Annotated in this window: 22 protein-coding genes; all 22 read left to right on the top strand. The window is 34.3% G+C overall.

The window, feature by feature from the left end; all coding sequences use genetic code 11:
* Positions 1-2 precede the first annotated feature (2 nt).
* The 22 genes from PP176A_RS02080 to PP176A_RS01975 all read left to right on the top strand — a co-directional run bounded on the left by PP176A_RS02080 (position 3) and on the right by PP176A_RS01975 (position 20,345).
* The gene (locus PP176A_RS02080) at positions 3-278 is read left to right on the top strand and encodes an EscU/YscU/HrcU family type III secretion system export apparatus switch protein (protein WP_071138783.1); all 276 of its coding nucleotides are present in this window, start codon (positions 3-5) and stop codon (positions 276-278) included.
* The gene (locus PP176A_RS02075; protein ID WP_071138782.1) at positions 271-621 is read left to right on the top strand and encodes a YraN family protein; all 351 of its coding nucleotides are present in this window, start codon (positions 271-273) and stop codon (positions 619-621) included. The genes PP176A_RS02080 and PP176A_RS02075 overlap by 8 nt, the downstream gene beginning before the upstream one ends.
* Positions 622-687: 66 nt before the next feature.
* A complete protein-coding gene (locus PP176A_RS02070) occupies positions 688-2,220 on the top strand; it encodes a YifB family Mg chelatase-like AAA ATPase (RefSeq protein WP_071138781.1) in 1,533 nt (510 codons plus the stop codon).
* 12 nt (positions 2,221-2,232) lie between these two features.
* Complete coding sequence (gene dprA, locus PP176A_RS02065; RefSeq protein ID WP_071138780.1) at positions 2,233-3,333, top strand: DNA-processing protein DprA; 1,101 nt, start codon at positions 2,233-2,235, stop codon at positions 3,331-3,333.
* Positions 3,334-3,361: 28 nt separating this feature from the next.
* A complete protein-coding gene (topA, locus tag PP176A_RS02060) occupies positions 3,362-5,446 on the top strand; it encodes a type I DNA topoisomerase (RefSeq protein ID WP_071138779.1) in 2,085 nt (694 codons plus the stop codon).
* Between the two features lie 121 nt (positions 5,447-5,567).
* A complete protein-coding gene (gene hslV / locus PP176A_RS02055) occupies positions 5,568-6,098 on the top strand; it encodes an ATP-dependent protease subunit HslV (RefSeq protein ID WP_071138778.1) in 531 nt (176 codons plus the stop codon).
* A gap of 14 nt (positions 6,099-6,112) precedes the next feature.
* Positions 6,113-7,513 (top strand): ATP-dependent protease ATPase subunit HslU, encoded by a 1,401-nt coding sequence (gene hslU / locus PP176A_RS02050; protein ID WP_071138777.1) that lies wholly within the window; start codon positions 6,113-6,115, stop codon positions 7,511-7,513.
* 16 nt (positions 7,514-7,529) lie between these two features.
* Positions 7,530-8,312 (top strand): GTP-sensing pleiotropic transcriptional regulator CodY, encoded by a 783-nt coding sequence (gene codY / locus PP176A_RS02045; protein ID WP_071138776.1) that lies wholly within the window; start codon positions 7,530-7,532, stop codon positions 8,310-8,312.
* 314 nt (positions 8,313-8,626) lie between these two features.
* Complete coding sequence (flgB, locus tag PP176A_RS02040) at positions 8,627-9,043, top strand: flagellar basal body rod protein FlgB (protein WP_071138775.1); 417 nt, start codon at positions 8,627-8,629, stop codon at positions 9,041-9,043.
* Positions 9,043-9,492, top strand: coding sequence for a flagellar basal body rod protein FlgC (flgC, locus tag PP176A_RS02035; RefSeq protein WP_071138774.1), 450 nt, complete (start codon positions 9,043-9,045; stop codon positions 9,490-9,492). Before flgB ends, flgC begins: the two co-directional genes overlap by 1 nt.
* 11 nt (positions 9,493-9,503) lie before the next feature.
* Positions 9,504-9,809, top strand: coding sequence for a flagellar hook-basal body complex protein FliE (gene fliE / locus PP176A_RS02030; protein ID WP_071138773.1), 306 nt, complete (start codon positions 9,504-9,506; stop codon positions 9,807-9,809).
* Positions 9,810-9,837: 28 nt separating this feature from the next.
* The gene (gene fliF, locus PP176A_RS02025) at positions 9,838-11,367 is read left to right on the top strand and encodes a flagellar basal-body MS-ring/collar protein FliF (RefSeq protein WP_071138772.1); all 1,530 of its coding nucleotides are present in this window, start codon (positions 9,838-9,840) and stop codon (positions 11,365-11,367) included.
* Between the two features lie 11 nt (positions 11,368-11,378).
* Entirely contained in the window at positions 11,379-12,383 is a 1,005-nt protein-coding gene (gene fliG / locus PP176A_RS02020) for a flagellar motor switch protein FliG (RefSeq protein ID WP_071138771.1), read from the top strand.
* Positions 12,376-13,167: a FliH/SctL family protein gene (locus PP176A_RS02015; RefSeq protein ID WP_159429022.1), complete on the top strand. Its 792-nt coding sequence runs from the start codon at positions 12,376-12,378 to the stop codon at positions 13,165-13,167. Before fliG ends, PP176A_RS02015 begins: the two co-directional genes overlap by 8 nt.
* A gap of 5 nt (positions 13,168-13,172) precedes the next feature.
* The gene (gene fliI, locus PP176A_RS02010; protein WP_071138769.1) at positions 13,173-14,513 is read left to right on the top strand and encodes a flagellar protein export ATPase FliI; all 1,341 of its coding nucleotides are present in this window, start codon (positions 13,173-13,175) and stop codon (positions 14,511-14,513) included.
* 11 nt (positions 14,514-14,524) lie between these two features.
* Complete coding sequence (gene fliJ / locus PP176A_RS02005) at positions 14,525-14,965, top strand: flagellar export protein FliJ (protein WP_071138768.1); 441 nt, start codon at positions 14,525-14,527, stop codon at positions 14,963-14,965.
* A 10-nt stretch (positions 14,966-14,975) separates the two neighbouring features.
* A complete protein-coding gene (locus tag PP176A_RS02000; RefSeq protein WP_071138767.1) occupies positions 14,976-16,295 on the top strand; it encodes a MotE family protein in 1,320 nt (439 codons plus the stop codon).
* Between the two features lie 35 nt (positions 16,296-16,330).
* Positions 16,331-17,749 carry a flagellar hook-length control protein FliK gene (locus PP176A_RS01995; RefSeq protein ID WP_071138766.1) on the top strand — a complete coding sequence of 473 codons (1,419 nt, stop codon included), beginning with the start codon at positions 16,331-16,333 and terminating at the stop codon, positions 17,747-17,749.
* A gap of 11 nt (positions 17,750-17,760) precedes the next feature.
* Positions 17,761-18,150: a flagellar hook assembly protein FlgD gene (locus PP176A_RS01990; protein ID WP_071138765.1), complete on the top strand. Its 390-nt coding sequence runs from the start codon at positions 17,761-17,763 to the stop codon at positions 18,148-18,150.
* Between the two features lie 27 nt (positions 18,151-18,177).
* Positions 18,178-18,564, top strand: coding sequence for a TIGR02530 family flagellar biosynthesis protein (locus PP176A_RS01985; RefSeq protein ID WP_071138764.1), 387 nt, complete (start codon positions 18,178-18,180; stop codon positions 18,562-18,564).
* Positions 18,565-18,641: 77 nt separating this feature from the next.
* On the top strand, positions 18,642-20,081 hold the full coding sequence (locus tag PP176A_RS01980; protein ID WP_071138763.1) for a flagellar hook protein FlgE: 1,440 nt from the start codon (positions 18,642-18,644) through the stop codon (positions 20,079-20,081).
* 51 nt (positions 20,082-20,132) lie between these two features.
* On the top strand, positions 20,133-20,345 hold the full coding sequence (locus tag PP176A_RS01975; protein WP_071138762.1) for a flagellar FlbD family protein: 213 nt from the start codon (positions 20,133-20,135) through the stop codon (positions 20,343-20,345).

Here is a 20,345-nt window from a genome sequence, read left to right as displayed (position 1 = left end):
ATATGAAAGAGAAAAGAAAAAGCGCTGTAGCTTTAAAATATAATAAGGATAATTCAGCCCCTATAGTTGTCGCCAAGGGAAGAGGACATATTGCTGAAAAGATTATTGAAATAGCTAAAGAAAATAAAGTGGAAATATATGAAGATGAAGATGTAGCGGACAATCTGATGAAATTGGAAATGGGAATGGAAATTCCTCAGGAGTTATATGAGGCTGTAGCTGAGATAATTGCTTATATATATAATTTAAATATGTATAGAGGAGAAAGTCATGAATAATGTAAAAAAAGGGAAAAGAGGAGAAAATTTAGCATGCAATTATCTCATTTCAAAGGGGTATGAAATAATTGAAAGAAATTTTTCCGTAAAAACGGGAGAAATTGATTTAATTGCGGTAAAGGAAGATGTAATTATTTTTATTGAAGTTAAATCTCGAAGCAACTGTAATTATGGATATCCTTATGAGGCAGTTAATTCTCATAAGAGAAACAAAATTATAAATACATCTTTGCATTATATGAGGCTAAAAAATTTGACGAATTATCAAATGCGATTTGATATAATTGAAGTATATTTTAACGAAAATGACAGAATAAACCATATAAAAAATGTTTTCTATTAGAGAATAGCGAAAAATACATAATATTACTTATAACCCGGGGAATAAAAATATAAAGGGGAAAGAATTATGTACTCAAAAACAAACACATGTGTTCTTCAAGGGCTTTCAGGATACATCGTAGAAGTGGAAGCTGATTTATCAAGGGGACTTCCCCTATTCAATATAGTCGGTCTTCCCGATACATCGATAAAAGAATCTAAGGAAAGAGTCCGGACCGCTATAAAAAATTCCGGATATGTATTTCCTTTAAGTAGAATAACGATTAATTTGGCTCCTGCAGTATTGAAAAAAGAAGGTTCTCAATTGGATTTGGCTATAGCAGTGGGGATACTTAAGGCTATGGAAATAATTAAGGAATTTGACAATCATAAACATACTGCTTTTATAGGGGAGTTGACATTAGAAGGAATAGTTAATAAAATTGAAGGAGCCCTTCCAATGATTATTTCCTTAAGAGAGATGGGAATAAAAAATGTAGTTCTGCCTTACGGCAACAGGGACGAATGTTCTTTGATAAATGATATCAATGTTTTTCCCGTTAAAAGCCTAAAGGATACAGTTGAATTTTTAAATAACGAAAAAGCCATAGTGCCCTATAAAAAGAAAAGGGAAGAACTTTTTCACAATGAAGATGAATTTGATGAAGACTTTAGCGATATTAAGGGCCAAGAAGGGCTTAAGAGGGCATTGGAGGTAGCTGCGGCGGGAGCACATAATATTCTTATAATCGGGCCTCCTGGTTCGGGTAAAACTATGGCAGCCAAAAGACTTCCCGGGATTTTACCGAAATTATCTTTTGACGAAGCTATAGAAGTTACCAAGATTTATAGTGTGGCAGGACTGCTGAAGGATAATTCGTTATTAATGAAAAGGCCTTTCAGGGCACCTCATCATACTGCGTCACCGGTTTCTTTAATTGGAGGAGGCAGAATACCTAAACCGGGAGAGATATCATTGGCCCATCACGGAGTTTTGTTTTTAGATGAATTGCCCGAGTTTCACAAAAACGTATTGGAAGTACTTCGGCAACCAATGGAGGATGGAGTAGTAACGATTTCAAGAGCAAATGCGACTCTTACATATCCTGCCCAGTTTATGCTTATAGGTGCTATGAACTTGTGTCCCTGCGGTCATTACGGAGATCCATATCACCCCTGTAATTGCAGCCAGATAAGTATTGACAGGTATTTAAATAGGATAAGCAGTCCGCTGCTTGATAGAATAGATATTCATGTGGAAGTGCTTCCCGTTAAATATAAGGATTTAATTGGGAAAGGAAAAGAAGAATCTTCGTTGATAATAAGGGAGAGAGTGAATATTGCAAGAGAACGTCAAGTCAAAAGATATAAAGATGAAAGGATTTATAGCAATTCCATGTTATCTCCTAAGAATATAAAGAAATATTGCCTTTTAGACAAAAAGGCTGAAGATATAATTAAAGAAGCATTTAAAAAATTTAAATTTAGCGCCAGAAGCTACAATAAGATATTGAAAGTTTCAAGAACTATTGCTGACTTAGACGGAAAGGAGTTTATAGAGGATAATCATATATTGGAGGCTATTCAGTATAGAAATTTGGAACAAAAATACTGGAGGTAAGGGGATGAATATATGAAAAATTTTTCCCACAAGGATATTTTAGTCTGGTTGAATAGTTTGTACATGAGGAATAAGACAATTGAATACTTGATTGAATATTTTAAAGATATAACGTTGCTATGGACTGTGCCTGCAAGAGAAATAATGAATATGGAAGGGCTAAAATATGAAATTAAGAACAAATTGATTTCTTACAGAAATGAAGATTATTTGGAAAAAATTTTGGATAAAATAAAAAAATTAGATGTGGAAATAATAACTGTCTTAGATGAAGACTATCCTGAAAGGTTGAGAAACATTGATGACAGTCCTGCTTTAATATATACTAAAGGAAAATTTAAAGATGAAGATAATCTGTCTTTAGCTATAGTCGGCTCAAGAAAAGCTACTTCCTATGGAAAATGGGCAAGTGAAAAAATTTCCGGAGAGTTAGCAAAAATTGGAGTGACAATAGTCAGCGGATTGGCAAGAGGGATAGATACGGAGGCTCATAAGGGAGCCTTAAAGGAAGGAGGAAGAACCATAGCGGTTCTTGGTTCTGGAATTAATGAAATATATCCCAAGAATAATGAAAAACTTTTTTATGAAATAGAAAATTCGGGAGCGGTAATCTCCGAGTTCCCCATAGATACTAAACCTTTCTCTCATAATTTTCCCCAGAGGAACAGAATAATCAGCGGTCTGTCTTTGGGAGTAATAATAGTCGAAGCTGGTGAAAGAAGCGGTTCCTTAATTACGGCTAACTTTGCAGCAGATCAGGGAAGAGAAGTATTTGCGGTTCCCGGAAATATCAACAGCATTTTTAGCAGAGGAACTAACAGGTTGATTAAAGATGGAGCAAAAATTGTAATGGACATTGACGACATATTGGAAGAAATATCGGAGCTTAAAGAAAAAGTTATAAAGGTATCCAAAAAAGGAGAAATAGATTTTTCAAAGCTTGAGGAGAATGAAGCAAAAATTTTAAAATGTATAGTTGAAAAACCAGTTTATTGTAATGATATAGTATATATGACAGGATTGGATATTTCTACTGTTAACAGTGTCCTTACTGCACTGCAATTAAAGGGAATGATAAGAGAATTAGGAGGAAAGATTTTCACATTATCATAGAGATTAAAATATACGGAGGTGTTAAACATTGCAAAAGAATCTGGTGATAGTTGAATCTCCTGCAAAGGCAAAGACCATAGGAAAGTTTTTGGGGAAGAACTATAAGGTAAAGGCATCTGTAGGCCATGTCAGAGATCTGCCTAAAAGCGATCTGGGAGTTGATATTGAAAATAATTTTGAGCCTAAATATATAACTATCAGAGGGAAGGGGCCAATAATAAAAGAATTGAAAGATGAAGCCAAAAAATCCGACAATATCTATCTTGCGACGGACCCGGACAGAGAAGGAGAAGCTATATCGTGGCATCTGGCTCATTTACTTAATATAGATGAAAAAGAACCTGTTAGAATAGAATTTAATGAAATAACCAAATCGGCTATTCAGCAATCAGTCAAAAAGCCAAGACCTATTAATATAGACCTGGTTGATGCCCAGCAGGCAAGAAGGATATTGGACAGATTGGTAGGATATAAAATAAGTCCTCTTCTTTGGAAGAAGATAAGGAAAGGATTAAGTGCAGGAAGAGTTCAATCCGTAGCTGTAAAATTAATATGTGACAGAGAAAAGGAGATAAAGGGATTTATTCCTCAGGAATACTGGACAATTAAAGCGATATTTCTAAAGGGGAAGGATTCTTTTGAGGCAAATTTTTATGGAGAATTGAAAGACGGAAAGGAAAGAAAATTAGAGTTAAAGAACAAGGAAGAAACGGATAATATTCTAAAGGAATTGAAAAAAGACGAATTCTATGTAAAAGAAATCAAGGCTGGTACCAAAAAAAGAAATCCCTATCCTCCTTATATAACAAGTACCTTGCAGCAGGATGCAACTAAGAAACTGGGATTTTCCACTAAAAAAGCCATGATAATAGCTCAGCAATTGTATGAAGGAATTGAAATTAAAGGAGAAGGATTTGTAGGGCTTATAACTTATATGAGAACGGATTCCACAAGGATATCCGAAGAAGCTATTAAATCCGCTGATGATTATATTGTAAAGGAATATGGGAAAGAATATAGTTCGGGAGGAAGAAGATTCCATAAAAATTCAAAAGAGGTCCAGGATGCACATGAAAGCATAAGGCCTACACATATTTTGAGAACGCCCAACACCATTAAGGACTCCTTAACGTCTGACCAATATAAATTATATAAGATGATATGGAACAGATTTGTTTCAAGCCAGATGAGTGCGGCTTTATATAATACATTGTCCGTTAAGATAAATTGCGGTAACTATATATTTAAAGCTGCCGGATCTATATTAAAATTCGATGGTTTTTTAAAACTTTATGAAAGTATAGATGAGAAAGAAAGAGATACTAATATACCACCTTTAGATGAGGGAGAAAGGCTTAATGTTAAAGAAATTTTACCAAATCAGCATTTTACTCAACCTCCAGCTCAATATACGGAAGCAACTCTTATAAAGACTATGGAAGAATTAGGGATAGGAAGACCGAGTACATATTCTCCCATAATAAGTACTATATTAAGCAGGGAATATGTAATACTTGAGAGAAAATATTTTAAGCCTACGGAACTTGGAATACTTGTTAATGATTTAATGAAAGAGTTCTTTAAAGACATAATTAATGAGGAATTTACTGCCGATATGGAAGAAAAGCTGGATAAAATAGCAGAAGGAAATTATAAATGGAAGAAGCTTGTAGAGGATTTTTATAAAGAATTTAAAGTATCTTTGGATGTAGCGGAAAAGGAAATGGCTGAAATTGAAATTAAAGATGAGGAAACGGATATTAAATGTGAAAAATGCGGGAGAAATATGGTTATAAAACATGGAAGATACGGAAAATTTTTAGCTTGTCCCGGGTATCCCGAATGTAAAAATACAAAGCCTTTGGTTAAGGAAATAAATGTTTCCTGTCCTCTTTGCGGAGGGAAAATAGTGAGGAGAAGATCCAAAAAAGGGAGAACTTTTTATGGCTGCAGCAACTTTCCCAATTGTAATTTTTTATCTTGGGATGAACCAATAAACGAAAAATGCCCTAAATGCGGGAGTGTGCTTGTACAGAAAAAAAATAAAAATGGAATTTTAATAAAATGCATAAATAAAGACTGTGATTATGTTCGTCATGAAAACAATAAATAATTAAATCTATCAAGAAGAAAATAAAATATTCTGAAAATATTTTATTTTCTTCTTGATATTTTAATGAAAGTATGATACCATTTCATTTGTTTGCAGAGAATTTATAGGAGAGTGGATTTAAATGCTTAGAGGAACTACTATCATAGCAATACGAAAAAATGGGAAAATAGCTATAGCTGGTGATGGACAAGTGACAGCAGGTGAACATACCATAATGAAAAGTACCGCAAAAAAGGTTAGAAAGATATATAATAATAAAGTGGTTATTGGGTTTGCAGGATCTGTTGCAGATGCTATGACTTTAGCTGAAATGTTGGAAGAAAAGTTGGAACAGTATGGAGGGAATCTGTTAAGAGCTGCCGTAGAGTTGGCAAAGGAATGGAGAAGGGATAAGGTATTAAGAAAACTTGAAGCCATGCTTATAGCGGGAGATAATGAAAATCTTCTGATTGTTTCTGGAAGCGGAGAAGTTATTGAACCTGATGATGGAATTGCAAGTATTGGTTCAGGAGGGAATTATGCTTTGGCGGCTGGAAAGGCTTTACTGAAACATACTGAAATGGACATTGAAGACATAGTCAAAGAATCTCTACAAATTGCATCCACCATATGTGTTTACACTAACGATAATATATCCGTTGAAGTTCTTTAAGGAGTGTGATTTAAATGGCAGAGTTAACGCCTAAGGAAATAGTGGAAGAATTAGATAAGTATATTATAGGGCAAGAGAAGGCGAAAAAAGCCGTAGCTATAGCCTTGAGAAGCAGATATAGAAGAAATTTGCTCGATGAGGAATTTAGAAATGAAGTTAAGCCTAAAAACATTTTGATGATTGGTCCTACGGGAGTGGGAAAGACCGAAATTGCCAGAAGGCTTGCTAAATTGGTTGATGCTCCCTTTATTAAGGCTGAAGCAACGAAATTCACCGAAGTAGGGTATGTGGGAAGAGATGTTGATTCTCTGATAAGAGATTTAGTGGAAGAAGCTATTAGAATAATCAAGAATAAAAAAATTGAGCAAGTTTATGATAAAGGAAAAATTTTAGCTGATGAAAAAATAGTTGAATTATTAATTCCTTCCAGGAGAAGAAAGGGAAGCAATATTAATCCTTTGAATATAATATTTGGCAATACTGAAGAAAAAGAAGGTAGCGAATGTAAGAGCGATAATGAAGAGGATAATAATATACAAATCAGAAGAAATGAAGTCAGGAAAAAGTTAAGAAATGGGGAGTTAGATGATAAGATAATAGAAATTGAAGTAGAGGAGAGTCCTAATTCGTCCATTGGATTTTTTAGCGGACTTGGAATGGAAGAGTTAAATATAAATATGAATGATGTATTTGGAGATTTGGTTCCAAAGAAAACTAAGAAAAGAAAGGTTACTATTAAAGAAGCAAGAAAGATTATAGGGTCTCAGGAAGCGCAGAAATTGATAGATATGGACGAAGTTATTGATTCCGGGATAAAAAGTGCTCAGGAGAATGGCATAATATTTATTGATGAAATTGACAAAATTGCAGGAAAGGGATATGATTCTGGTCCTGATGTGTCAAGGGAGGGAGTCCAGAGGGATATACTCCCTATTATAGAGGGAAGTACTGTTGTTACTAAGTATGGCCCCGTCAAGACCGATCATATTTTGTTTATTGCAGCAGGAGCATTTCATGTATCCAAGGTAAGTGATTTGATTCCTGAACTTCAGGGAAGATTTCCTATTAGAGTAGAATTGGAAAGTTTGACTGAAAAGAATTTTGAAGAAATATTGACCGCTCCTAAAAATGCCTTGACGAAACAATATGAATTGCTTTTTAAAACAGAAGGGATAGATTTGTCATTTACGGACGGTGCGTTGAAGGAAATCGCAAGGGTCGCCTTTATATCCAATGAACAATTTGAAAATATCGGAGCAAGAAGACTATATACGGTTTTAGAGAAATTACTTGAGGATATATCTTTTGACGCCCCGGATATAAAGGAAAAAAAGATAGTAATAGACAAAAGATATGTGAAAGAAAAACTTATAAATGAGATACAAGAAAAAGACGTATCAAAGTATATATTATGATGAGGAGGATATAAATATGAGTGAAAGTTTATTGCAAAAAACCAGAAGATTGAATAAATCCATACAGAATTCAGGGTCTAAGCCAGTATCATTTCCGGAGTTGAGCAAGATATTGAGTGATATATTGGATGCGAATGTATATATAGCCAGCAGGAAGGGAAGAGTGTTAGGATATGAGCTGATTTCCGGATATGACTGTGATATAATTGAAAACGAAGTGGTAAAAGGTAAAAAATTTCCGGATAAGTATAACGATGACTTATTGAGAGTAGTAGAAACTAAAGAGAATGTTAAAGAAATTTCGGAATGTGTTTTTGACCAAGTATCCAAGTGTAATTATCCGGATAAAATAGTTACAATTATTCCTATTAACAGCGGTGGAGTAAGGCTCGGAACGTTGGTGCTATCAAGATACGGGAAAGAGTTTACAGAGGATGATCTGGTACTGGGAGAATACAGTGCTACAGTTGTGGGAACGGAGATATTAAGATCCAAAAATGACGAAGTAGAAGAAGAAGCAAGAAAGCAAGCAGTTGTACAGATGGCAATCGGAACTTTGTCATATTCGGAACTTGAGGCCGTAGAACATATATTTAATGAATTAGATGGAGATGAGGGCCTTCTTGTAGCAAGTAAAATTGCGGATAGAGTAGGGATTACCCGTTCCGTAATAGTTAATGCACTAAGGAAATTTGAAAGTGCAGGGGTAATTGAATCGAGATCCCTGGGAATGAAAGGTACTCATATAAAAATATTAAATGACAAATTAATAGAAGAATTAAAAAAAGTAACACAATAGTAGGTGAAAAACCTACTATTTTTTTTATTGGATTTATAGGTAATAAAATAGATTGATTGCTTGGGAATAAATTCCCAGACATATTGGAACTTTGCTGGGTCTAACGTACCATCTTGGTAAATATCATGTAATATTTTTGACATTGTGAAGGAGTTTTGAAGAATATGAAGAATATAAAAATATAAAAGTAAAAAAAGTTGATTTTTATCGAAAAATGTTTTATTTCATAAAACATTCATGATAATATTGATGAAATATGTGGTAAAATGAAGAATAAAGATGTATTTTACATCTAATCTATCAGAGGTGATATTGTGTTAGAAAAATTATTTTCAAATTCAGATTATTTAAAGACGGCATTGGATGGATCTTGGTTAAGGAATAAGGCGATAACTCAAAATATTGCCAACAGTAGTACTCCGAATTATAAAAGGGTGGATGTGGATTTTCAAACTTGTTTGAAAAATGCTTCCGAAAATTATAAAAAGATGAAACTTACAACTACGGATGAAAAACATATACCCTATAACGGATACACAAGAGAAGGCGAAGGCGTAAAAGTATACAGGGATGAAGATACATCATATCGTTTTGACGGCAATAACGTAAATATTGATACAGAAGAAGCGGAGTTATCGAAGAATGAGATACTGTATAGCAATCTACTTGATCAATTAAGTGATGAATATACAAAAATAAAAAAAGTAATAAGCGAAGGGAGTAAATACTAATGGGAGTGTTTGATTCGATCAATGTTAGTGCATCAGCGTTAACCGCACAAAAAACAAGAATAGATGTAATAACAAAGAATATTGCCAATGCCGAAACTACTCAAGCGGCAGGCGGTATGCCTTACAGGAGACAGATGGCGGTATTTAAGGAAATAAGAAATACTCCGTTTTCAGAATATCTTTCGAAATTTAGTGATGAAAAAGCGGAAAACAGCGACGGAGGAGTTAAAATAAGTAAGATTGTGGAAGATACAACCCCATTTAAACTCGTTTATGATCCGGGAAACCCAGAGGCGGATGAAGATGGATATGTGAAGATGCCGAATGTGGAAGTCATAAATGAAATGGTAGATATGATAGATGCCCAAAGAGCTTATGAAGCAAATATCACTGCGATGAATTCCACTAAAACAATGTTGATGAAAGCATTGGAAATCGGGAAAGAATAGGGGGAAGAAAAGTGGGAGTAAATTCGATTGATTTAATTAATAATACGTTTCTTAATAATACTGATAAAGTAAATGACAGTAAAAATGATAATAAAGATATTTCCTTTGGAGATTATTTAAAAGATGCTTTGGATAAAGTCAATGATTTACAAGTTCAATCGGAAGAATATAAGAAATTATCGGCCACAGGAGAGTTGGATAACCTTCATGATGTATCCATTGCAGCCGAAAAAGCAGGAACAGCTTTGGATTTACTTTTAAGTGTTAGAAATAAAGTAGTAGAAGCATATAAGGAAATCATGAGGATTCAAATATAATATTTGTAGCAAGAAATGAGGTGATTTGGTGGGAGAAACTATACAAAAAATCAGGAATCAGTTAACTGAATTTTGGCAGAAAACAGATAAGAAAAAAAAAATCAAGATAGGAATCAGTGCTTTATTGGTAATCTTAGGTATTGTAATCTTAGTATTGATTTTTACCAGAACTAAATATGAGGTATTATATGATGATCTTTCTTTAAAGGATTTGGGAGAAGTTACTAAGAAACTTGATGAATTGAATATAGAATGGAAAACCGGAGATAAAGAAACAACGATTCTTGTCCCGAAAGGCATGAAAAACAAGGTAAAAATAGAATTGGCGTCTTACGGTTTACCGAAGGAAGGATATAATTTTACCGATGCTTTTAATGATTCAAGTTGGACTATGACTGAATATGAGAAAAAGGAACGAATGAAGTATGCACTGCAGAATGAATTGGCTTCAACCATATCTGAGATAGACGGAGTAGAGAGTGCCACGGTGTACATAGATGAAAAAGAAGATAGTGGCTTTGTAGTAGAAGATAATAAACAAGAAACTACTGCTTCGGTATTTTTGAAAAAAAGCGATAGTACTCCTTTGTCACAAGAAAAAATTACAGCTATTAAAAATTTGGTAGCAGGTTCTGTTAATATGAATCCCGAAAATGTTTCTCTTGTTGATGATCAGGGACAGCTTTTAGATGAGGAAAACGGTCAGAGTTCTGATACGAGTGATCAATATGCAATACAACAGAATCTTGAAAATAAAACTAATGAAAGTATTAGAAATTTCTTGGAGAATATGTTCGGATATGGGAATGTAGACGTAAGAAGCAGTTTTAAAATTAATTTTGATGTTGAAAATAGTAAGATAACTGAATTTTCTCCGCCTGTTGAAGGAAGCGAAGAGGGACTTGTAAGAAGTATGGAAGAAATAGAGGAGAATATGGTTGGAGACGAAGCCGAAGGGGTTCCGGGAACGGAAGAGAATCCCCCCGATTATCAGATGCCTGAAGACCAAAATGGTAAATATAATAAGGCAAGCCGGACTATTAATTATGAATTAAATGAAATAAATAAGGAAATAAGAAAGACTCCGGGACAGGTAGAAGGAGTGACTGTGGCAGTTCTTATAAATAAAAATGCACTATCTAGTGGAGAAATGACTGAAGAAAAAAAGAATGAAATATCCAAATTGGTTTATGCTGCTACCGGAATAGATACAAAACAGGTACAAGTTAGCGCTGAAAACTTCAGTTCGGGTTCTGATAACACTGAGTTAAATAAGGGAAATTCACATCTTTTATTATGGCTGATAATAGGTGCTTTGGCAGCTGCGGGAGCCGGCGGATTTTTGATTTATAGAAAGAGAAAGCAAAAAGAAGAGGAAATGGAGTTAGATGAATTAGAAGAGGAAAATGAGTTAGAAAAGGAAGATACTGAAGTGAAACCTTCAGAGGAAATTGATTTTGATAAGAAAGAATCCGATATGAAAACTCAAATTGACAAGTTTATTGAAAAGAAGCCAGATGCAGTAGCGCAGCTATTGAGAACATGGCTGAATGAATAGGAGTGACATTTATGCCAAAGAAACAATTTACAGGCAAAGAAAAGGCGGCTATACTACTAATTGCATTAGGGCCTCAGCGCTCAGCAGATATATTCAAGCATTTGGACGAAGATGAAATGGAAGAACTTACTCTGGAAATAGCAAACATAGGAAAGGTATCCCCTGAAGAAAAGGAAGAGGTAATAGAGGATTTTTATCAGCTTTGTTTAGCACAGGAGTATATTTCAGAAGGCGGAATAAATTATGCGAAGGATATCTTGGAAAGAGCATTAGGCTCTGATAAGGCGACGGATATTATATCCAAGCTTACTTCCTCATTACAGGTGAGACCTTTTGAGTTTATCAAAAAAACGGATATTAACCAGCTGTTAAACTATATACAAAATGAGCATCCCCAAACTATTGCCCTGATTTTATCCTATTTATCGCCAAGTCAGGCAGCGCAAATTTTGTCGAATTTGCCTCAGGAAAAACAATCTGAAGTTACAAGGAGGATTGCTATCATGGATAGCACTTCCCCTGAGATAGTAAAGAAGGTAGAAAAAGTATTGGAAAGTAAATTCTCGAGCATGATATCTCAAGATTTTGCTGCGACAGGGGGAATACAAACAGTTGTTGATATTTTGAATTCTGTGGATAGAGGAACTGAAAAGAATATTATGGAAGAGATGGATGTTAAAGATGCAGAATTAAGCGAAGAAATAAGAAAGAGAATGTTTGTATTTGAAGATATCATTTCTCTTGACAGCAAGAGTATTCAAAGAGTTGTCAGAGAGGTAGAAAATAGTCAATGGTCTATTGCTCTTAAAGGTTCAAGTCAGGATGTAAAAGAAGTTATATTTTCCAATATGTCTAAGAGACTTGTTGAGATGATAAAAGAAGATATTGATTTTATGGGACCTGTAAGGCTGAGAGATATAGAAGAGGCTCAACAGAATATAGTTAATGTGATAAGAAAATTAGAAGAGGAAGGCGAAATAATTACTCCAAGGGGAGGAGATGAAATTATTGCCTAAAATTATAAAATCTTTTCGGATAATTGAAAAAGAAGAGTTAGATGAAGAAAATATTGTTTCTCAGGATTATAGGGATAAAAATCTTGCCGATAGGAAAGTTCTTTTGGAAGAGGCTAAAAGACAATATCATATCATTGTTAACGATGCTAAAGAAAAAGCTCAATCCATTTTAGAAAAGGCAAACAGAGATAATGAAAACTATTTAAACGATACTTATGAAAGAGCAAAGAAAATACTTGAAGAGAGTAAAAATGAAGGATATGAAAAGGGATATAAAGATGGAACAGAAGAAGGATATGAAGACGGGACAAAAAAAGGATATGAAGAAGGATATGGAGAAGGAAAAAGAAAATCCGATATTTTGATCCAAGAGGCTCTTGAGATAAAAAAGGGTTATTTAAGCAAAAGGGATTCTATCTATAAAGACATAGAAAAAGATGTAATATCCCTTGTAATTGATATATGTGAAAAGATATTGTACGAAAGAATGGATGAAAATAAAGAGCAGATTGTATCCCTTGTTTTAAAAGGTATTGAAAGTTTAAAGCCTGTAGCAAATATTACAGTAATAGTTTCCAAATATGATTATGACATAGTGGAAATGTCTAAAGCAAATATATTATCCAGAGCAAGCCTTGTTGACGAAATGGAAGTAAAAGTCGACAGCAATCTTGGTAAAGGAGACTGTATTATAGAAACGTCCAAGGGAAGTGTCGATGTAAGTCTTACAAATCAAATAAATGAAGTAAAAAAATTATTAAATAATATTTTAAGTAGCGAGTGATACGAATGATAGATAAGGTAGATATAAAAAAGTATATAAAGGCTGTTGAAGAAAAAAATTTTACTAAGTACTCGGGAAACATAACTAAGGTTACAGGTCTTACCATAGAATCTACCGGGCCTATGGTGAGCATGGGAGAGTTATGCTATATATACCCTCATAACCAAAGTACTCCAGTATTGGCTGAAGTAGTGGGATTTAAGGAAGATAAAATACTTCTGATGCCCTTGGGGATGATGGAAGGAATAGCATCGGGAAGTACAGTAGTATCAAGCGGAAATTCTTTAAGGGTAAATGTAGGAGATGAATTGGTTGGAAGAGTAATAGACGGATTGGGAAATCCGATTGATGGAAAGGGTCCTATAAAAACTTTAAAGTATAATTCCGCTAATAGCAGTCCTCCCAATCCTCTGACAAGAAAGGTTATATCAGAACCTCTCCCTCTTGGAGTAAAAGCGATTGACGGATTATTAACTTGCGGTAAAGGTCAAAGAATCGGAATATTTTCAGGAAGCGGTGTCGGAAAGAGTACTCTTATGGGAATGATTTCGAGAAACAGCACTGCTGATATAAATGTTATAGGACTTATAGGTGAAAGAGGCAGAGAGGTGAGAGAATTTATTGAACATGATTTGAAGGAGGAAGGTCTTAAAAAATCGGTAGTTGTAGTATCTACATCGGATCAGCCTGCACTTATAAGGGTAAAAGGGGCAATGGTTACAACGGCTATTGCGGAATATTTCAGAGATAAAGGAAAAAATGTAATGCTTCTTATGGATTCTCTTACAAGATTTGCAATGGCACAAAGAGAAATCGGATTGGCAACAGGAGAACCTCCTGTGACCAGAGGGTTTACTCCATCCGTGTTTGCTGTTCTTCCAAGACTGTTGGAGCGTACAGGTACTTCCGATAAAGGGACGATAACGGGATTATATACTGTCCTTGTAGACGGAGATGATTTGAATGAACCTGTAACTGACGCAGTCAGAGGGATATTAGACGGACATATTGTTTTGTCAAGGAAATTGGCGAATCAAAACCATTATCCTGCTATTGATATATTAGCAAGTATAAGCAGAGTAATGCCCAATATAGTGGATAAAGAACATATGCAGGGAGCTAATGAAATAAAGGATGTGTTAGCTACATATAAAGAAGCCGAAGATTTAATAAATATCGGAGCTTATAAAAGAGGTTCAAATAAAAAGATAGATATAGCAATTGAACTTATTGATGACATTAACAATTTTCTTACCCAAGAAACGTTGAAAAATTATACTTTTTCTGATGTTAAAGAAATGATTTTAAATATAAGCAAAAGAATAAATGAGCTTAAACATGTATAGAGGTGAAGCATATGGAAAAGTTTAATTTTAAATTTGATAAGGTGCTGAATTATAAGTCAACTGTGGAAAATGTTAAAAAAGCGAATTATGGTAAATTAAAAGAAGAACTGAATAAAGAAGAAGATATACTAAATGGATATTATGACCATAAGGAAGATATGAAAACAAAGAAAAATGAGGAAGTTGCTAATACTAAAATAGGAAATATGCAACTTTACAGTAAATATCTAAATGATCTTAAGAACAAAATTGAAAAGCAGGAAAATGTAGTAGTTAATAAAAGAATAGATGTGGACAAGTCAAAGGAAGAACTTGTTGAAGCTTCTAAAGAGAAGAAGATATTTGAAAGGCTAAAAGAAAATAAACATGAAGAATATCTGTATTTAGAAAAATTATCGGAAGACAAAATTGTTGACAATTTGGTCAGCTACAGATCCAACGCCCGAGGATAGGGGGACTATAATGGAAAAGGCAGGGAAAATAAAAAGCGAAAAAAGAAAACAAAATATAAAAAAATATAGGCAGAACGCAGAGCATGCAGTAAATGAAAAGAATAATGAAGAAAACAAGAAAAAAGGCAAAAAAAGAATTGTTTTAATATTAGTTATGATATTTATAATAATGTTTTTAGTGTCCGGTGTTTTAATATATTTCAACAACAAGACATTTAAGACAAAAGTCAACGGTGTTTTGAGTAATGTTCCGGAGTTTATAGGTTCTCATTTTGGAGATCAGCCTGCGGAAAAAAATAAAGAAGAGATGAGAAAATATATGGCGAATTATTATTTGTCTCTTGAAGCTGACAGGGCTGCCGATAAATTATATGTAGTTAAAAAGGATAATGAAGGATTATTTAATGATATTATCAAGACAATGAATGATGTTTCCTCTGCCGGAACGGAGAGTATACTTAAGCTGGTAAGAAATATGGATCTAAGAAAGAATTCCCTTTCTTCGATATATGATGAAATACGAAAAGATGAAAAAAGTCAATTAGAGGATGAAATATCAAGATTCGAAGATATGGATACATATTTAGCTATAAACGAAATTGAAAGAAGATGCAAAGAGGATGGAGATTTTGCAGGAAAGCTTCCTCAAATGCTTAAATATATGGATGAGGATAAAGCGGGAGAGATATTATATTATATAGACGAAGGAATAAGAAATGAGATTCTTTCGGGATTGGATCAAAAAAGCAGAGGTGAGCTTGAGAGTTTGATGCTGAAAGAAGAAACTGATAAAAATAAATATGTAGATTTGTCAAAGCTGTATGAATTACGACCTGTTGATGTGTGTGTAAAGGAAATAGGAAATACAGACACTTATTCTATTGAAGAACTGGCTGATATTTATTTAAATTTAAGTATTAAAAAATCATCGGATATACTGTCAAGAATGGAAGACGAAGACTTTATGAAGGATATTTTATCGGCTGTAAGGAAAGAAGAACAACTTCAAAGAAGAGAACAAAACGTTGCTGAAAAAATGAGCGAAGGAATTAAATTTATCAGTGAATACAATAAAAAAATTGATGAATTGGTGGAAGTATATAAGAAAATGGATCCTTCAGATGTAGGAAATATTTTAGAAAGTATGATGGGGAATAATAAAACAGTTACCAAGTTTGAAGTTGATTCAACTCCTGTATTTGAAATATCGGATTCCACAATAGTATTGGATGTACTTGGAAAGATGAAAAAGTCTGCAGTATCTGAAATATTGGGTTCAATGAGTGCGAAAAATGCTGCGGAACTTACTCAAATGCTGGCGAAACCTTAAAATATAATTAACTAACATTGAAAGGAGGTGAAAAAGTGCAGGAATTAAATTTAAAAATTTTTGATATAGGAACAGCTGTGGCGTCCAATAAAAGAAAAGTAGACACAAAACACGGAGTAAATTCACAGTTTGAGAAACTGTTGAATGAAGTTAAATCCAAATATGGAATGGAAGATAAAGGAAGTAATGATTCCAAGAGTAAAATAATTTCAAAAGTAAATCCTAAAAAAAGCATTGAGAAAAATGGCATTGATGACATTAAGGAAGATACTAAAACTGAAGATGCCGAACCTTTGGAAGATAATGAAGAAACGGAGGATGGGACTTTAACAAATAAGGACATTGTTCTTTCTGTTCTTCAAAATATTATCAGTATTTTGGAAGATATTGATACCAGTAAACTTGATGATTCATCCACGAAAGATGCATTAAAGGAATGCAGGAAGATTATAGAGGATATCCAAGATATGGTTGTTAATTTAAAGCCGGAAGAAGAAGGTAATATTTTGGAACTTATCCAAGATAAAATAGAAAAATTCGGAGAGTTGATGGACAGCATAAAGGCAATAAAGAATACTGATGGAGGCATTCTTTTGAAAGATGATCTGAATGATTTGGATTTAATGTTAAAATCACTAAACGGAGAAATTGTGAAGGATAATGTCACGACTGAGAAAATCAATGAATCAGTAAATAACAAATCAGTTTTTAACGGCCATTATGATGTGAAAAATGGGGAGACTTCCGGAGACAATGATAAAGAAGTATTAAACAATTCGACAAAAGCGGATGAAAATCAGTTAAAGGTATCCCAAGAAGTTGATAGGCAGCCGAAAACGGAAAATTTATCAAAGATGGAAATGTCGGAAGAAAATAATCAAAGCAAAGATGGGGCAGAAGAGGAAGCAAATATTAAAGAATCAAAGGGAGAATCATTTTTAAGCTTAATTAAAAATGATAATACCGTTTCAAAGGAATCTGATGTTTTTAAAAACGATATTCCCCAAGTGAACAAGGAAAACATAATAGAGCAGGTAGCAGAGAAAATCAAGATTTTGGTAAATGACGGTAACGAAGGCAAGCAGGAAGTAAGAATAAAACTTAAGCCCGAGATACTGGGAGAATTGGTTCTGAAAGTAGAGGTAGAGAAAGGAGTTGTCGTAGCAAGAGCTGTAGTAGATAATTTTAGAACCAAGGAGCTACTGGAAATGAATATAAACCAGTTGCAAGAAGGGCTGAAAGAGCAAGGATTGGATATAAAAACATTTAGTGTATATGTAGGGAATAACAGTGATTTTGAAAAAGAAGGCAAAAATAATTTCTTCAGCAATAAGAGAAATAAAAAAGTAAAAATGAAGAATGTTAATTTAGAAGGAATTGGTAATTATGATGCTTCTATGTTCGTTGAGAATTTATCGAATACGGAAGTCGGAAAACTTGATTTAATGGCATAGGAGGTGTAAAAATGGCAGTCGATGGTGTAAATAACAATGAACCGGTATATTGGTTCAAAGATGAAAAAGAACAAACCGAACAAACAGAAAAAAGTAATTCGTTGGATAAGGATGCTTTTTTAAGGCTTTTAATGACGCAAATGTCTCATCAGGATCCTTTAAATCCCATGGAAGATAAGGACATGTTGGCTCAGCTTGCACAATTTTCTTCCTTGGAGCAGATGAATAATTTAAATACCAATTTTAATTCCGCAAAGGATGAAATAGTGGAATCTCTTGAAAATATGAATAATAATCAGATTGATGCAAACATTGAAATACTCAAAGAAATAATAAATATAAAAAAAGCGATGGAAGCCTACGGAGGAGACGAATCTCAGAAAGATTCAACAGAAGGTTAAAATCATGTTTTATTAGGAGCTGTTATTATGGAAGAAATAAATGTTAAACAGTTGGAAAGTAGGATTATAACTAATTCTCCACAAAATATCTCTAAGGGAAATATAAATGTAGAAAATAAAAATTTCCAACATATATTAGATAGGATTAAGGCTAATCAAGAAGAAATTAAATTTTCCAAACATGCCTTGGAAAGAATGGACGGAAGAAAAATAGAATTAAGTACGGACGAAGCGGACAAGCTTAACAAAGCAGTGGAAAAAGCCGAGAAAAAAGGAGTAAAGGATGCTTTGATTCTAATGGGAGATAAGGCATTTATAGCCAGTATTAAAAATAGAACTATTATTACAACTGTTGACAGAGAAGGATTAAGAGATAATGTTTTTACAAATATAGACGGAGCGGTAATAATATAGCCGGACCTATTAAGGAGGCTATTATATCTGAACGACAGAGGATATAGTCCGTTCTTAAAAAATAGGAGGAATGTATTATGATGAGGTCAATGTACTCCGCGGTTTCAGGGCTTAGGGCACATCAGACGAAGATGGATGTTATAGGAAACAATATAGCCAATATAAATACTGTGGGATATAAAAAGAGTCAGGTGGCTTTTCAGGATCTGTTAAATCAGCTTGTCAGAGGAGCGGGAGCACCTCAGGACGGAAAGGGAGGTACGAATCCTCAGCAGGTAGGGCTCGGAGTTGGCATAGGTTCGATAAATACCATTCAAACTCAGGGAAACACTCAGGCTACCGACAGTCCTACAGATGTAATGATTGACGGGGAAGGATTTTTTGTGGTGACGGATGATACTAATTTTGAAAACAGATATTATACAAGAGCGGGGAATTTTACATTTGACAGGGCAGGAAATTTGGTTACGGCCGACGGATATAAGGTATTAGGGTACGGTGCCGACGAAGACGGGAACATTACGTCGGAAATCCGCCCCATAGTTGTAAACCGTTCGGAAACCGTGGCGCCTACAACTACAAGGAATGTTCAGTTTGACGGTAATTTGGATTCAAGGATGGATTTGCCTTACGAGGCTGTTGAGACTCAAGATGCAAGCGGCAATAAAAAGTATAAGTTGGTTTTAAATAATGACGGGATATATAAAACCGATACTATAATCAGAGACAGCTTGGGAAACGGATATAAAGTTGAGTTTGAAATTTCAAAGAAGATAGACGGGCTTACTCTTGATGCTGACGGTAATTGGCCGGAGGAATATAATACTACTCTTTATGATACCAAAGAGGATGCATTAGCTGCTTTAAATAATCTTTCCGGTCAATGGCAGTATAGAGTACTTTCCATAAAGCCGGAAGGTTCAGATGGGAAAGCAATTACTCCTGCTGATACGGGGTTCCAGGATTTAGCTTTCAGCAGTGAGGGAAAATTGACTACAGGATCGAGTTTAAAGATTGAAATACTTAATCCCGAAACGGGATTTGGAGAGAAGGACGGAAGCGGAAATTACAATAATATAATAAATGTGGACTTTTCACAATTGCATCAGTATGCCGATGATACTTCCGCAAAGCCTAAGATTTTGGAAGGAAATACAGCCGGAGTAATAGAAGGATTTTCTATTTCCCCTAATGGGGAAGTTGTAGGGCAATTCAGTAACGGCGAAAAAAAGATTTTGGGGCAGTTGATTTTGGCTAAATTTGATAACTCCATGGGACTTCAAAAACTTGGAGGAAATTTATTTACGGATACAAGAAATTCCGGAGAGCCTCAGGTAGGGAAACCTGGCGCCAGTGGTTATGGGTCGACAAAATCAGGTTCTTTGGAGATGTCCAACGTAGATATTTCTATGGAGTTTACGGAGATGATTACTACTGAAAGAGGATTTCAAGCAAATTCAAGGATTATAACGACTTCCGATGAGATGCTTCAAGAACTTGTAAATATGAAAAGATAATATTAAAAGCTGGGCAATTTAGCTGCCCAGCAAAAAAAGGTGGAAGATGTAATGATAGAAGTTAAAAGATTAAACGGAAAAGAGTTTATTGTTAATTGTGATTTAATTGAATTTATCGAATCAACTCCTGATACAGTCATAACTCTTACTACGGGGAAAAAAATAGTGGTTGCTGAAAGTATTGATGAAGTGATTAAAAAAATTATAGCTTTTAAAGGAAGAATTAATGATTATCATAAAATTGAGCAAGGAAAAGAGGTGTAA

Origin of the sequence: Sporanaerobacter sp. PP17-6a, assembly GCF_900095615.1 — a bacterium.
In the GTDB taxonomy this organism is placed as follows: domain Bacteria; phylum Bacillota; class Clostridia; order Tissierellales; family Acidilutibacteraceae; genus Acidilutibacter; species Acidilutibacter cellobiosedens.
The sequence above is the reverse complement of the archived record's forward strand: the minus strand, read 5'-3'. Positions and strand labels throughout refer to the sequence as shown.